Below are 15,236 nucleotides of genomic sequence, written 5' to 3'. Positions count from 1 at the left end.
AATAAATCAAGCATAAACCATACCGTACAGCATACTTATTTTCTTTTGAATATTAATCATTTACGCTAGCGCAAAGGTTTGCGTACACGATAGAATAGGTAATGCCAGTATCTGTGACGGGTTGCTTATAATCTTCGAAAAGACATGGGTAATATTTGACCTAGCTCCCTGTTTTTTCGGTACCCCGTTGTTAGCATGGTAAACAGATAACAATTACAAAAAGTTACATAAAATCCCTACAAAATCCTTATAAGGAGCACCTAATGACCGTTATGGAACATACCAAGGCTGCACAATTAGATCTTACCCAATATGGAATTACCAACGCGACAGAAGTGATCCGTAACCCCAGTTACGAGCTGTTGTTCGCGGAAGAAACTCGCTCAGATTTGGCTGGCTATGAAAAAGGCATCGTGACAGAGCTGGGAGCCGTCGCTGTTGATACGGGTATTTTCACTGGCCGATCACCAAAAGATAAATTTATTGTCAATGACGATACTACCCGCGATACCTTATGGTGGACTTCAGAGCACGCCAAAAATGATAACAAGCCGATCAATCAAGCGGTTTGGAATGACCTAAAATCTCTTGTTACTAAACAGCTATCAGGCAAACGTCTATTCGTTATTGACGGCTATTGTGGTGCTAACCCAGATACTCGTCTCAATATTCGCGTGATTACTGAAGTTGCTTGGCAAGCTCACTTTGTGAAAAATATGTTTATTCGCCCCAGTGAAGAAGAGTTAGCGACTTTTAAAGCTGACTTTGTGGTGATGAACGGCGCGAAATGCACCAATGACAAATGGCAACAACAGGGATTAAATTCAGAAAACTTTACCGTATTTAATCTCACCGAGAAAATGCAGCTGATCGGCGGCACTTGGTACGGCGGTGAGATGAAGAAAGGTATGTTCGCGATGATGAACTACTTCCTTCCATTACAAGGTATCGCCTCAATGCACTGCTCAGCCAATATGGGTAAAGAGGGCGATGTGGCGATTTTCTTCGGTCTATCCGGAACTGGCAAAACCACGCTCTCTACCGATCCGAAACGTGCTTTGATCGGTGATGATGAACATGGCTGGGATGATGACGGCGTGTTTAACTTTGAAGGTGGCTGCTACGCTAAAACTATTAAACTGTCCAAAGAAGCCGAACCCGACATTTATAATGCGATTCGTCGTGATGCATTACTAGAAAACGTCACTGTGCGCGGTGATGGCTCCATCGATTTTGATGATGGGTCTAAGACTGAAAATACCCGTGTCTCTTACCCCATTTACCATATCGAAAACATTGTTAAGCCAGTCTCTAAAGGTGGTCATGCCAATAAAGTGATCTTCCTTTCCGCCGATGCTTTTGGCGTACTGCCTCCAGTATCGAAACTGACCCCTGAGCAGACCAAGTATCATTTCCTATCTGGGTTTACCGCTAAACTAGCGGGTACCGAACGTGGGATAACCGAACCAACCCCTACTTTCTCGGCGTGTTTTGGTGCAGCTTTCCTAACCTTACACCCAACTCAGTACGCCGAAGTACTCGTTAAACGTATGGAACAAGCTGGCGCAGAAGCCTATCTGGTCAATACTGGTTGGAACGGTTCTGGTAAACGTATCTCAATTAAAGATACTCGTGCAATCATTGATGCGATTCTGGATGGTTCGATTGAGCAAGCACAAACCAAATCGATTCCCATCTTTAATCTAGAAATCCCGACCGCTTTACCTGGGGTTGATCCTGCGATTTTGGACCCTCGTGACACTTACGTCGATCCATTACAGTGGGAAAGCAAAGCCAAAGATCTTGCGGCTCGCTTTATCAACAACTTTGCTAAGTATACAGACAACGCGGAAGGCAAAGCATTAGTGAGCGCAGGCCCACAGCTTGATTAAGCGATTATAACTAGACTAGCCCCTCGCAATGAGGGGCTATTTTTGGCTTGAACCGCTACGCAAGATACGCCAAGCTATGCATTCGCATAATGACAGTATGAGAGAATGATGAAAAAACTGCTGACCCTGGGTATCGCGAGTCTTCTTGTCATGACCAGTGGTGTATTATTGCTCTTCGCCCTAGTGCATACTCGCTACCTGACCCCTTGCGCACAATGGTTCGTTAATCAGCTATGGCCACAAACCGTCACTTTCCATCAACTCGAGTATACTTATCCACTGCACTTTCGTTTCATCAATCCAACGCTTTATCTCTCATCCAACCCTTTTCACGCCCAACAAGTAGATATTTGGCTCAACCCCCGTTTACGAAAACAGGGGCGGTGGCAAATTGATAGCCTATTAATCGATGGAGCAAATCTCTCTTCTGGACTACCGAGTTATCAATGGCCTAAGCAGTGGGCACTGCATCAGTTAGCGATACGCAATATTGATTATGTACATCATGATTGGATCATCCGCGGCCTAAGCGGTCAAATAGAGCAACCGCAATGGCCAGCAACGACCCACTCATTACCTTACGGTAAACTGCAGTTATCTGCGGAACAGGTTTATTGGCAAGGTGAAGCGTTAAGTCAATTATTGATTGATGCCGATCATCGAGCGCAACAGAGCACCATTTACGGCTTTTCCTTTGCTTGGCGACAGGCGCTTTTTTCTGGCCAAGCGGAGCAGTATCCACAAGGTTGGTCACTAGTGAATGCCACCATCAATCGCTTAAACATCACCCCAAACTCACCATTACCTCCGCTGGCTTGGCGACAACTTATTGAAAAGCATCTGTTTCATATTAATAGCTTAGATGTTCTTAATAGCGATATTCAGCAAGGTGACGTCACCTTGAATAACGTGAGTTTTTCTCTCGAGAATCTATTACTTACCCCATCTTGGTGGCAGCAAGAAAATGGCTATCTCTCCCTTAATGCCGATAGTCTGCTCTGGCAAAATCAGCAATGGAACGAACCCACGTTTAAACTGGAATTGACTCCCCAAAAAATCACAATCACTGAATTTACCGCCGACTGGCTTGATGGGCATGTTCAATTTAATGGTTTTGTTACCCCAGATGAGCTCTATCTACATCGACTGGCCATCAGCCGAAGTCGCTGGATTCAAGAGCAAATTGGTCAGTTTTCATTACCCAGTCATGCCCTCTCTGCCTTAAAAAACTTACACATTGAACAGTTGAACTTAAATAACTTACAACTGATTCAGTTAGCTGACTCCCCCCATTGGCAACTCTCTGGATTCAACGCTGCTGGGCAAGGGCTGGAATTGAAGCGTCATGGACGATGGGGATTATGGAACGGGCAACTGACTTTAAGTGCTAATAATGCCAGTATTGAACAAACACTAACCTCACAAGCGATTATCGAGGTCAGTAGCCACAATGGCCTTGGGCATATCACTCGAGCTTTTTTCCCTCTCGAACAAGGGTATCTTGATGCGACAGCAAATTGGGATGCCACGACAGCCAGTGCGCCTTGGCAACTCCAATTGCATGCCGATGGCCTACCACTGCAGCTTTTTAACCATTGGGTTCCACTGCCATTAAACGTCGATGCTTTAGCTGAGTTTACTGTTACCGCACAAGGGCTAGCTGGTGATTACCCGATGTTCAGCCACTCCTTAACTGGGCAACTTAATGGCTACTTGCGTCAAGGAACCTTTACTTATCAACATCATGATACGCTGGTGGTTCAACCTTTTGAATCAGATGCCATTCAGCTAACGGCTGACCGAGGACGACTACAACTCCCACCAATCACTCTATCTGGCCCTAAACTGAATGCCAAACTTGACGGAAATATGGATTTATTAACCCCCGATCAAGCAATGCTAGAACTGCATCTGTGGCAAGATTGCACTGAGCATCACTTCGATCTATTACGAGATCAACAGGCGACACAAGTTAACGCGCTATGCCGATCAACGGAGAATCCATCGACAAGATAACTGATCTCACTGATATGGATAGATCACCATGCTCAAGCGAGGAACGATTAAGCTCGAGCGTTATCAATGATCGTCAAATAATCGGGGATGAGCATATAGGTACCAATAAATTCTACCGCATCTTTAGTACCACTACTGATATCCACTTTGACCACAATACGTGCTTTTCTCCCTGAAGCCAGGCGATCAAGATCACCGCTGATCCCATCTAATGAGGTCGATGCAACGGGATTATGCACCACTGGATGCCGATAACGAATACGGCTATCAACCAGCACAATGTCCCCTTGCAGATTACGCTCACGCATTAATAACCAAGCCATTCCCCACCCCGTCAGAGTGGCCAAAGTGAACGCCGAACCAGCGAATAACGTATTGTGAGGATTTAAATTAGGGTTAAGCTGCGCACTGCATTGAAACTGATAACCGGTATACTGTTGGACTTTAATACCCATCTTGTCACTGATCGGAATATGCGTCGCCCAGCGTTCTTGTAACTCTGTACACCACTCTGGTTTACGCAATACATCGGCCATCGGGTCTAGCGGTTTAACCATTTGCTGATGACGCACCGGGCCTCGCTCATCCGTTAAAGGTCCTCGTCGCTCAAAGCCATTTTGTGCATAAAAAGCAATCGCATCTTCGCGAGCATTACACACTAAACGCTTCGCTCCTTCCTGACGAGCTAAAGACTCAAGTGCCACTAACAACAAGGATCCCATCCCTTTGTTACGCGCACTAGACTTCACCGCCATGTAGCGAATTTGCCCTTCACTGTCAGGAGTGATATAGACCCGACCAATCGCAATCGGTCGTCCTCGTCCATCGACAATCATTCGATGATGACTCATGGGATCGTATTCATCACGCTCCGAACCTAAGGGCATTCGCCACGGCTCACGTAGCATCTGCCAACGAAAATGGTAATACTTGTTGAGCTGGTTTTCCGTCTTGGGAGTGATAAGCTTAAACATTGATTCCCTTCCTAAAGCGCTATTTCGCTCAGATTAAACCTGTAACCAAAAAGTCACTGGACCATCGTTAATAAGTGAGACTTGCATATCCTTCGCAAAACGTCCTCGCTGCGTCGGTAAAATGGTCGCACATAGATCTGAAAAATAATCGTACAGGCGTTCCGCTTCTTGTGGTGCAGCCCCACGTGAGAAACCGGCTCGGGTGCCTTTTTTGGTATCAGCAGGCAGCGTAAACTGTGAAACGACCAAAACACTACCACCAACATCTTGCACGCTAAGGTTCATTTTACCGGCTTCATCTTCAAAAACGCGATACTGCGTGACCCGCTCGACCAAACGCTTCGCCTTAGCCTCATCATCATCACGCTCGACTCCCAGTAACACCAATAAACCGCGCTCAATTTGTCCGACGACGTCACCATCGACGCGAACCGCAGCTTCACTCACCCGTTGAATTAAAGCGATCACTTGGATCTCCTTGTGGTTTCTCTGCTAATTTATCTAATCGAGTGGTTGAGTCTACCACGTTAGGCTCGCGCTTCCATTGCTCACTTTCACCTAAAGCGGCAGTAAACTCAGCACCAATCAGTACAATCAACCAACATAAATATACCCAGACGAATAAAATCGGTATCGCTGCGAGTGCGCCATAAATCAATTGATAAGACGGAAATTGGGTAATATAAGCGGCAAAGGCTTTTTTGCTTAACTCAAACAACAAAGCGGCAACAAATGCTCCGGATAGAGCGTGAACGAGGCGAACTTTTTTATTGGGAACCAAAACATACAAACCCACAAAAGCAAAAAAGGACAATAAAAAAGGCAATCGGCTTAAAAACAATCGAAAAACACCGCTAAACGCTTCACTTTCCACCAATTTCAAAGACGTTACATAGGAGGTCACCGCAATGCTCGTGCCGACAAGAATCGGCCCTAAGGTCAAAATCATCCAATACATAGAAAATGAAAAGACGACCCGCCGCTTATTGCGTACTCGCCAAATAAAATTCATATTCTTATCGATATTTGAGATCAGCATTAACGCGGCAATAAATAAGAAGGCCCCACCAACAGCGGTCATTTTTCCCGTATTAGCAACAAACTGCAGTAAAGCGTTACTAACCGCATCGCCGGCCGCAGGAACAAAGTGAGTGATCACAAACTCTTGGATAATTTCCCCTACATTATCAAAAATGGCAAACGAGGAAAGAATGGATAACAGCACCGTTAACATCGGCACAAGGGACAATAAAGTAATATAAGCTAAATAGCCGGCATTAATATTGATTCGGTCATGATTCATTCGGTTGAATAAATAACGAACAAACCGCACGCTTTGCTTAAATAACATCTCTAGGGCCAAAATCTCACTCCTACGTTGTGCTGTCCACTATGCTAGTGTACTGAAAAATTGACGCTATTGCCTCTCCACCATCACAACATCTTATGTCAGGATATCCTTAAACGCATCATCCAACGCTTCATTTCCCCTTGATTAGACATCACTCTCACACCAAGCCAACTCGCGATATAAAAAAACCCTTAGCCTTTACAGGATAAGGGTTTTCACTGCCATTATGACCATTAATTAGCCACGAGAAGCACGTTTACGCTCGTTTTCGGTTAGGTGTTTCTTACGAATACGAATGCTCTTTGGCGTCACTTCAACCAATTCATCATCATCAATGAACTCAAGTGCCTGCTCAAGAGTAAATTTAATCGCAGGGGTTAGCACCTGAGCTTCGTCCGTACCAGAAGCACGTACGTTGGTCAGCTGCTTACCTTTTAGACAGTTTACGGTTAGATCGTTAGAACGATTATGAATGCCGATCACTTGACCTTCGTAGACTTCGTCAGCATGCTCAGTAAACAAGCGACCACGCTCTTGCAAGTTAAACAATGCGTAAGTTAATGCCTTACCCGTTGCATTAGAAATCAGCACGCCATTGACTCGCTGACCAATATCACCACCTTTGTGAGGGCCATAATGATCAAACGTATGATAAAGCAAACCTGAACCTGACGTTAATGTCATAAACTCAGTTTGGAAACCAATCAGTCCACGAGAAGGCATCACAAAGTCTAAACGAACTCGGCCTTTACCGTCTGGCGACATATCTTTCATCTCGCCTTTACGTAGACCAATTTTCTCCATGATCCCGCCTTGATGCTCTTCCATCACGTCGATAGTCACGGTCTCAAACGGTTCCATTAACTGGCCATTTTCTTCTTTAAGAATAACTTCTGGGCGTGAAACCGCTAATTCAAAGCCTTCGCGACGCATGTTTTCGATCAAGATAGAAAGGTGTAATTCACCACGACCAGAAACACGGAATTTATCGGGATCTTCGGTTTGCTCTACACGAAGTGCCACGTTATGCACTAACTCTTTCTCAAGACGCTCAAGAATATTACGTGAAGTAACGAACTTACCTTCTTTACCGGCAAAAGGAGAAGTATTTACTTGGAAAGTCATGGTCACTGTAGGCTCATCAACGCTCAATGGTGGTAATGCTTCAACGGCATTAACATCACAAATCGTATCCGATATCTTCAACTCACCCAATCCAGTAACCGCGACGATATCACCAGCAGTGGCCAGTTCGGTTTCCGTACGTTGTAAACCAAGGTATCCGAGTACAGTACCGACTTTACCGTTGCGTTTTTTACCATCAGCAGAAATAACCGTTACTTGTTGGTTAGCTTTTACGCTACCACGAGTCACACGGCCCACACCGATAACGCCAACGTACGAGCTATAATCAAGTTGTGAAATTTGCATCTGTAATGGACCAGAAAGATCCACTTGTGGAGGCTCCACATTATCGACGATGGCTTGGAACAATGGTTCCATGTTTTCACCAATAACACCTTCTTCTAAGGTCGCCCAACCGTTCAGTGCTGAAGCATAAACCACTTGGAAATCCAACTGTTCATCACTTGCACCTAGATTATCAAACAAGTCAAACACTTGATCCATTACCCAGTCAGGGCGAGCACCTGGACGGTCAATTTTATTGATAACGACAATCGGCTTTAAGCCATGAGCAAAAGCTTTTTGAGTCACAAAGCGTGTTTGTGGCATAGGACCATCAACAGCATCGACAATCAAGCAAACACAATCAACCATAGACATAATACGCTCAACTTCACCACCGAAGTCAGCGTGTCCAGGGGTGTCTACGATGTTAATACGGTAATCGTGCCAATTGATCGCGGTATTTTTGGCAAGAATCGTAATACCACGTTCTTTTTCAATATCGTTCGAGTCCATGACTCGCTCTTCAGCGTCACCGCGAGACTCTAAGGTACCCGACTGCTGGAGTAGTTTATCCACCAAGGTCGTTTTGCCGTGGTCAACGTGCGCGATGATCGCGATGTTTCTTAGTTTTTCAATTTGTGGAGTAGCCATGGAGTTTTGCTTCACTTATTTTACACAGATAGCTCGTTTCTACGGGAGTGCACAAACGTAGCCAAAATTTTCGTTAAAAAAATGGTCAATAATGTACCAGATTTTGGCGAAAAACCTAGAAAAATGTGATCTATCACGCTCAATATTGTCCCATTACATCCTAGTCGTCGTTCCAGCTTAATTCAAACCCGATCCCCACACAGAAATGAAGATTGACAAAGCCATGAATAATCGGCTGAATGAACAAGCTTTGTTAGCCGTAGTGAGCAACGCTACCGTATTGCACCACAAAAGTGCAATACGTGATCTTTTTGGTGCAACAATACGCACCAAACTCACCCATCAAAACACAAGCAATTGATTTTATGGACAATAAAAACTGGCACGATTATCGCTTAGATAAATACAGTACGGATTAAGCTTGATGAAAAAACATTAATCTGTGCTGATTTCATTTTGATTCGAGCCCAAACCGCTTTATTTAACACTGGAGGTTATCCAAGATGTCAGTAGAAAACGTACTATCGCTGATCCAAGAAAACGAAGTTAAGTTTGTTGACTTACGCTTTACCGATACAAAAGGTAAAGAGCAACATATCTCTATTCCTGCTCACCAAATCGACGCAGACTTCTTCGAAGAAGGTAAGATGTTCGATGGTTCATCAGTTGCTGGCTGGAAAGGAATCAATGAATCTGACATGGTGATGATGCCTGACGCATCCAGTGCCGTGCTTGACCCATTTACCGATGATGTCACTCTCAATATTCGTTGTGACATTCTTGAACCAGCCACGATGCAAGGCTACGACCGTGACCCACGCTCTATTGCTAAGCGTGCCGAAGATTATATGCGTTCAACCGGTATCGCAGATACCGTTCTTGTCGGCCCAGAGCCAGAATTTTTCCTCTTTGATGACGTAAAATATACCAACAACATGTCTGGTGCGTCATTCAAGATTGACGATATCGAAGCGGCTTGGAATACAGGTGCAGAAATTGAAGGTGGTAACAAAGGTCACCGTCCAGGCGTAAAAGGCGGTTACTTCCCTGTTGCTCCAGTCGATTCATCACAAAACATCCGCTCTGCGATGTGCTTGATCATGGAAGAAATGGGCTTAGTCGTTGAAGCACATCACCATGAAGTGGCCACCGCAGGTCAAAACGAAATCGCGACTCGATTTAACACGTTGACCACAAAAGCAGACGAGATCCAAATTTACAAATACGTTGTACATAACGTTGCTCATGCGTTTGGCAAAACCGCGACCTTTATGCCTAAACCTCTCGTTGGTGATAATGGGTCAGGTATGCACGTACACCAATCACTAGCAAAAGATGGCGTCAATTTATTTGCGGGTGACAAATACGGCGGTCTCTCTGATCTTGCCCTGTATTATATTGGCGGTATTATCAAACACGCCCGTGCTATTAACGCTTTCGCTAACCCATCAACTAACTCGTACAAACGTCTTGTTCCAGGGTTTGAAGCACCAGTTATGCTTGCTTATTCAGCGCGTAACCGCTCTGCATCGATCCGTATCCCTGTCGTGCCAAGCCCGAAAGCGCGTCGTATCGAAGCTCGCTTCCCAGACCCAGCAGCAAACCCATACCTTGCGTTCGCTGCACTGCTAATGGCAGGCCTTGATGGTATCAAAAATAAAATTCATCCTGGTGAAGCAATGGATAAAGATTTGTACGACTTACCAGCAGAAGAAGCCGCTGAGATTCCCAAAGTCGCCGAATCTTTAGAAGTCGCGCTAAAAGCACTTGACGAAGATCGTGAGTTCCTGACCGTAGGTGGCGTGTTCTCTGATGATTTCATTAACTCTTATATTGCTCTGAAATCAAAAGATGTTGAGCGTGTCAACATGGCCGTTCATCCACTTGAGTTTGAACTTTATTATTCGGTGTAATCAGCACCTAATGTAAATCTCAGCTTATTTTGCAACGTAATTCTAGGCTCGCCTCGCAGGCGGGCCTTTTGTTTATTTGGCTTTCTTTCTATTCACTTTAACATCGTCATCGTCTAACCAAACAGGAGCATAACCGTCAAACCTAATACCTAATTCGGTGCTCACTAGCTCCATTGCACCATTTCTGAGCAAATAAGCCGTAAAATATGAGGTAAAAAATGAATCCGATATTTATCGTGTGTTTACTGATCTACAGCGTGCTGTTGCCAATCACCTGTCATGCACAAACGGCGTACGTTTGGGAAGATGAACACGGGATTGTTCATTTTAGTGATTTTGCTCAGAGCCCACATGCTCAATTAATTACCTTATCAGTCGACGATCATCTTGCTCCCGAGCCTCAATTTAGTGAAGCAATACCAATCGATGACCCCCTACCAAGTAAAACCTCTCAACCTAGCCGCTCCGAGTTGCCAGCCTTAGCACTACAGATAATCTCGCCACTTGATCAACAAACGATTCGTGATAACCAAGGACGAATTAAAGTTGTCGTTGAGTTAAGTCACCCTTTGACAACCCATCAGCACCTACAACTGATGCTTAATAACCAAGCCTATGGTGCGCCTAATACGCAAAATTATTGGGAGTTAAAAAATATCGATCGAGGTGAACATCGTTTGATGATTCAAGCAATTGAAAACGGCAAGGTTATTGCATCAACTAAGTCAGTAACGGTTTATTTACATCGAGCTGCGCGGCATTAATCGGTCATTGTATGATCTCATACTGAGTGAACAAACCATAGCAAGCTGATATCTCATGCTTTATCAATGCAAAAGGGTGACAACACCTCGTCAGCCAATGCCGCGATAACTGGCAGCCATGAGAAATGAAGATTCTCGCTCTTATTTAAGCTTTTGCTTTTTATTCCGTTGCGCCATACTGAACTATCGGCCGCACCAAACTGGTGCAATGTATCAATGGGTAATAGGATGCCGCTGTGAATCTAGACCGAAGTGAAGCGATATTAAATAATCTCGTCACCGCAACGTTGTTACTCGATGAGAACTTATCTGTTCGTTATGCTAACCCTGCGGCGGAGCAACTCTTCTCGCAAAGTGCTAAACGTATTCTTCATCAATCATTGTCTGCACTCGTACAACATGCCTCGCTTGATCTCGCTTTATTAACTCAACCATTACAAAGCGGACAAAGTATTACCGACAGTGACGTCACGTTTGTAGTGGATGGCAAACCACTGATGCTAGAAGTCACGGTAAGCCCTTTCTCATGGCAAAAAGAGCTCATGCTATTGGTTGAAATGAGGAAGATTGGTCAACAGCGACGTTTAACACAAGAACTCAACCAACATGCTCAGCAACAAGCAGCAAAGTTATTGGTGCGAAGTTTGGCCCATGAAATTAAAAATCCGTTAGGAGGATTACGCGGCGCAGCGCAACTACTCGAGAGAATGCTTCCTAATCGTGAACTAACTGAATATACGCAAATCATTATTGAACAAGCCGATCGTTTAAGAACGCTAGTCGACAGGCTACTTGGCCCCCAAAAACCTGGAAAAAAAACGCATGAGAATTTACATGTTATTCTAGAAAAAGTAAGGCAATTGATTGAATTGGAAACAACCCACTCAATCACCATTGAAAGAGATTATGATCCGAGTCTACCTGAGCTATTGATGGATACCGATCAAATTGAACAAGCACTATTAAATATTGTTAGTAACGCTGCGCAAATTCTCGCTCACCAACCTTATGGAATGATTACGCTGCGTACCAGAACCGTGCATCAAGCCAATATTCACGGTCATCGTCATAAATTGGCCGCTAAAATTGAAATCATCGACAATGGTCCTGGCATCCCTCTTGAATTACAAGATACCTTATTTTATCCCATGGTGAGTGGCCGAGAAGGAGGAACAGGACTAGGACTGTCCATCTCACAAAACCTCATTGATCAACACAATGGAAAAATTGACGTTGAAAGCTGGCCAGGGCGTACCGCATTTACCATTTATTTACCCATTTAACCTGACCAGGATCCGGTCGAATAAAAAGGAGAACAAACATGAGCAAAGGATACGTCTGGGTGGTTGATGATGATAGCTCAATCCGCTGGGTTCTCGAAAAAACCTTAGCCGCAGCCAATATAAAATGTGAAACTTTTTCTGATGCAGAAAGTGTCCTAATGGCGTTAGAAAGAGAAACACCAGATGCACTGATCTCTGATATTCGAATGCCTGGCATGGATGGTATTGAGCTACTTAACCAAGTCCATTCTCGTACGCCTGAATTACCGATCATTATTATGACGGCTCATTCTGATTTAGATGCAGCCGTGAATGCGTATCAGAAAGGCGCTTTTGAATATCTCGCCAAACCTTTTGACGTCGATGAAGCCGTTACCTTAGTCGAACGAGCGATGGCACACGGACAAGAGCAGCGCACGACTCAAGTACAGCACACAATCTCAACCTATAGATCACCTGAAATTATTGGCGAAGCACCGGCGATGCAAGAGGTGTTTCGAGCGATTGGCCGACTTTCCCGTTCCTCCATCTCGGTACTGATTAATGGAGAGTCAGGAACAGGTAAAGAATTGGTCGCTCATGCTTTACATCGTCATAGTCCTAGAGCACAAAAACCATTTATCGCCCTTAATATGGCTGCCATTCCGAAGGACTTGATTGAATCCGAACTGTTTGGACACGAAAAAGGGGCTTTCACTGGAGCAAATAGTGTTCGTCAAGGGCGCTTTGAACAGGCCAACGGGGGAACTCTCTTCCTTGACGAAATTGGTGATATGCCACTTGATATACAAACACGATTATTACGAGTCCTTTCTGACGGACAATTTTATCGCGTTGGTGGACACCTAGCTTTAAAAGTTGATGTTCGCATTGTGGCTGCAACCCATCAACACTTAGAAAAATTAGTTCAACAAGGAAAATTTCGTGAAGACTTATTTCATCGCCTTAATGTGATCCGAATTCACATTCCGGCTTTACGTGAACGGCGACAAGATATTGAAAAACTGACTAAACATTTTTTAGCATTAGCAGCAAAAGAGCTCAGTGTAGAAATGAAAACATTGCATCCTAAGAGTGTTGAAATTCTTAATCGCTTGGATTGGCCAGGTAATGTAAGGCAACTAGAAAATATGTGCCGATGGCTGACAGTAATGGCCAGCGGCAGTGAAGTTTTGCCAAGCGACTTTCCGCCAGAGCTACTCCAACAACGTAAAGCAGTAGAAACAACAACGGATATACATTGGCAAGCTCAGCTTGAGGTCTGGGCAAGATCCGCATTAGCGGCTGGTGAAACCGATCTTTTAACCCATGCTCAACCAGAATTTGAACGTATCCTATTAGAGGTAGCGCTCGATCATACTCACGGCCATAAACAAGAGGCAGCTAAAGTATTAGGCTGGGGACGCAACACCTTAACGCGTAAATTAAAAGAGCTTTACTCGTAAGCTATCAACACTTTCAGTAAACAATAACAAAATAAAGATGAATTGTGCAGATTCCCAAGCTCGTCTTACTGACAGACATGCGTTTGGTTTTTATACTTGATTGACAATATGACTTGGAAAAATGCCATGATAACCAAAAACTTCCCTCTTACCGATTTACATCGCCATTTAGATGGCAACATACGCACTCAAACCATTCTTGACCTAGGTCGTAAGTTTAATATCGCACTGCCTGCCAATACGGTAGAAGGCTTAACACCTTATGTACAAATCGTTGAAGCAGAGCCTTCGTTAGTCGCTTTCCTATCCAAATTGGACTGGGGAGTTGCGGTACTAGGTGATTTAGAGGCATGCCGTAGAGTCGCCTATGAGAATGTAGAAGATGCTTTACGTGCTCAGATTGATTATACCGAATTACGATTTTCACCTTACTACATGGCCATGAAACATAATCTTCCTATTGCTGGTGTCGTTGAAGCCGTCGTGGATGGTGTACAAGCTGGGGTTCGCGACTTCGGGATTCAAGCTAATCTGATTGGTATTATGAGCCGAACTTTCGGAACCGATGCATGCCAGAAAGAATTAGAGGCGATTCTTAGCCAAAAAGATCATATTGTCGCAGTCGATCTTGCTGGTGATGAATTAGGACAACCTGGAGAGCGCTTTGTCCAACATTTTAAACAAGTTAAAGATGCAGGGTTACATGTCACAGTACACGCTGGAGAAGCCGCTGGTCCTGAAAGTATGTGGCAGGCGATTAAAGAATTAGGGGCTACACGTATTGGCCATGGCGTCAAAGCGATTAACGATCCCAAGCTGATGGATTATCTGGCAAAACATCATATTGGTATTGAATCTTGTCTAACATCTAATATTCAAACCAGTACGGTTGAAAGCTTAGAGAAACACCCAATTAAACTCTTTTTAAATCACGGTATCTTGGCTTGCCTTAACACAGATGACCCTGCTGTAGAAGGTATAGAACTTCCTCACGAATATCTGATCGCGGCGCCTAAAGCGGGCCTTAGTAACGAACAGATTTATCAGGCACAGAAGAATGGTGTAACACTTGCCTTCTTATCTGAAAGTGAAAAACAGACGTTAATAAACAAAGTCGCCGCACGCCACTAGGCCAATATAAAAAAGGCCAATAATATAAAAAATAAAAAAGATCGAAACATTCGATCTTTTTTATTGAAATTTAATCAGGTGCGTAACGCAAAAAAGCCGCTAATAAATTAGCGGCTTTTCAAATAGTGGCGGAGAGATAGGGATTTGAACCCTAGGATAGCTATTAACCATCGCCGGTTTTCAAGACCGGTGCTTTCAACCACTCAGCCATCTCTCCACAATTTTTAATCCACAAGAAAATAATATTTGCTCATGGTCGGCCGCTTATTAAGCGGCAAAATTAAAGCCTGGCGATGTTCTACTCTCACATGGGGAGACCCCACACTACCATCGACGCTGTTTCGTTTCACTTCTGAGTTCGGCATGGAATCAGGTGGGTCCAAAACGCTATGGTCGCCAAGCAAAT

At 44.3% G+C, this 15,236-nt stretch carries 11 protein-coding genes, 1 tRNA gene and 1 rRNA gene; 7 read left to right on the top strand and 6 right to left on the bottom strand.

Annotated elements, in window-relative coordinates:
* Nucleotides 1–263: 263 nt before the first annotated feature.
* Both pckA and FKN93_RS13520 read left to right on the top strand, forming a co-directional pair.
* Nucleotides 264–1,892, top strand: coding sequence for a phosphoenolpyruvate carboxykinase (ATP) (gene pckA / locus FKN93_RS13525; protein ID WP_158144597.1), 1,629 nt, complete (start codon nucleotides 264–266; stop codon nucleotides 1,890–1,892).
* Between the two features lie 108 nt (nucleotides 1,893–2,000).
* Nucleotides 2,001–3,908: an AsmA family protein gene (locus FKN93_RS13520; RefSeq protein ID WP_170905294.1), complete on the top strand. Its 1,908-nt coding sequence runs from the start codon at nucleotides 2,001–2,003 to the stop codon at nucleotides 3,906–3,908.
* Nucleotides 3,909–3,955: 47 nt separating this feature from the next.
* On the opposite strand, the gene FKN93_RS13515 is transcribed toward FKN93_RS13520, so the two are convergent.
* The 4 genes from FKN93_RS13515 to typA form a co-directional block, all read right to left on the bottom strand.
* Nucleotides 3,956–4,882 carry a bifunctional GNAT family N-acetyltransferase/hotdog fold thioesterase gene (locus FKN93_RS13515; protein ID WP_004394369.1) on the bottom strand — a complete coding sequence of 309 codons (927 nt, stop codon included), beginning with the start codon at nucleotides 4,880–4,882 and terminating at the stop codon, nucleotides 3,956–3,958.
* 33 nt (nucleotides 4,883–4,915) lie between these two features.
* On the bottom strand, nucleotides 4,916–5,350 hold the full coding sequence (gene dtd / locus FKN93_RS13510; protein ID WP_170905293.1) for a D-aminoacyl-tRNA deacylase: 435 nt from the start codon (nucleotides 5,348–5,350) through the stop codon (nucleotides 4,916–4,918).
* Entirely contained in the window at nucleotides 5,322–6,245 is a 924-nt protein-coding gene (locus tag FKN93_RS13505; RefSeq protein WP_004394367.1) for a virulence factor BrkB family protein, read from the bottom strand. The genes dtd and FKN93_RS13505 overlap by 29 nt, the downstream gene beginning before the upstream one ends.
* A 225-nt stretch (nucleotides 6,246–6,470) precedes the next feature.
* Nucleotides 6,471–8,294 (bottom strand): translational GTPase TypA, encoded by a 1,824-nt coding sequence (gene typA, locus FKN93_RS13500; protein WP_004394366.1) that lies wholly within the window; start codon nucleotides 8,292–8,294, stop codon nucleotides 6,471–6,473.
* 503 nt (nucleotides 8,295–8,797) lie between these two features.
* Between typA and glnA the strand changes: the two genes are divergently transcribed.
* From glnA to add, 5 genes are all read left to right on the top strand, one after another.
* Nucleotides 8,798–10,207 carry a glutamate--ammonia ligase gene (gene glnA / locus FKN93_RS13495; RefSeq protein ID WP_154169882.1) on the top strand — a complete coding sequence of 470 codons (1,410 nt, stop codon included), beginning with the start codon at nucleotides 8,798–8,800 and terminating at the stop codon, nucleotides 10,205–10,207.
* Nucleotides 10,208–10,425: 218 nt separating this feature from the next.
* The gene (locus FKN93_RS13490; RefSeq protein ID WP_170905292.1) at nucleotides 10,426–10,971 is read left to right on the top strand and encodes a DUF4124 domain-containing protein; all 546 of its coding nucleotides are present in this window, start codon (nucleotides 10,426–10,428) and stop codon (nucleotides 10,969–10,971) included.
* Between the two features lie 236 nt (nucleotides 10,972–11,207).
* A complete protein-coding gene (gene glnL, locus FKN93_RS13485; protein WP_004394361.1) occupies nucleotides 11,208–12,254 on the top strand; it encodes a nitrogen regulation protein NR(II) in 1,047 nt (348 codons plus the stop codon).
* Between the two features lie 38 nt (nucleotides 12,255–12,292).
* Nucleotides 12,293–13,699, top strand: coding sequence for a nitrogen regulation protein NR(I) (glnG, locus tag FKN93_RS13480; RefSeq protein ID WP_004394360.1), 1,407 nt, complete (start codon nucleotides 12,293–12,295; stop codon nucleotides 13,697–13,699).
* Between the two features lie 126 nt (nucleotides 13,700–13,825).
* Nucleotides 13,826–14,830 carry an adenosine deaminase gene (gene add / locus FKN93_RS13475; protein WP_154169878.1) on the top strand — a complete coding sequence of 335 codons (1,005 nt, stop codon included), beginning with the start codon at nucleotides 13,826–13,828 and terminating at the stop codon, nucleotides 14,828–14,830.
* Nucleotides 14,831–14,956: 126 nt separating this feature from the next.
* Here the strand turns inward: add and FKN93_RS13470 are convergent.
* Together FKN93_RS13470 and rrf are read right to left on the bottom strand one after the other, a co-directional pair.
* A tRNA-Ser gene (locus tag FKN93_RS13470) sits at nucleotides 14,957–15,047 on the bottom strand.
* A 68-nt stretch (nucleotides 15,048–15,115) separates the two neighbouring features.
* Nucleotides 15,116–15,231: ribosomal RNA gene (gene rrf, locus FKN93_RS13465) — 5S ribosomal RNA — on the bottom strand.
* Between the last annotated feature and the right edge of the window lie 5 nt (nucleotides 15,232–15,236).

The sequence above is a fragment of the Vibrio sp. A8-1 genome (genome assembly GCF_013048685.1).
Lineage (GTDB): Bacteria > Pseudomonadota > Gammaproteobacteria > Enterobacterales > Vibrionaceae > Vibrio > Vibrio metschnikovii.
This window is presented reverse-complemented; position numbering and strand designations above follow the sequence as displayed.

Excerpts from the sequence above, each read along its gene's own strand:
- pckA (WP_158144597.1), top strand. The coding sequence starts at position 264 with ATGACCGTTATGGAACATACCAAGGCTGCACAATTAGATCTTACCCAA.
- FKN93_RS13520 (WP_170905294.1), top strand. The coding sequence starts at position 2,001 with ATGAAAAAACTGCTGACCCTGGGTATCGCGAGTCTTCTTGTCATGACC.
- FKN93_RS13515 (WP_004394369.1), bottom strand. The coding sequence starts at position 4,882 with ATGTTTAAGCTTATCACTCCCAAGACGGAAAACCAGCTCAACAAGTAT.
- typA (WP_004394366.1), bottom strand. The coding sequence starts at position 8,294 with ATGGCTACTCCACAAATTGAAAAACTAAGAAACATCGCGATCATCGCG.
- glnA (WP_154169882.1), top strand. The coding sequence starts at position 8,798 with ATGTCAGTAGAAAACGTACTATCGCTGATCCAAGAAAACGAAGTTAAG.
- FKN93_RS13490 (WP_170905292.1), top strand. The coding sequence starts at position 10,426 with ATGAATCCGATATTTATCGTGTGTTTACTGATCTACAGCGTGCTGTTG.
- glnG (WP_004394360.1), top strand. The coding sequence starts at position 12,293 with ATGAGCAAAGGATACGTCTGGGTGGTTGATGATGATAGCTCAATCCGC.
- add (WP_154169878.1), top strand. The coding sequence starts at position 13,826 with ATGATAACCAAAAACTTCCCTCTTACCGATTTACATCGCCATTTAGAT.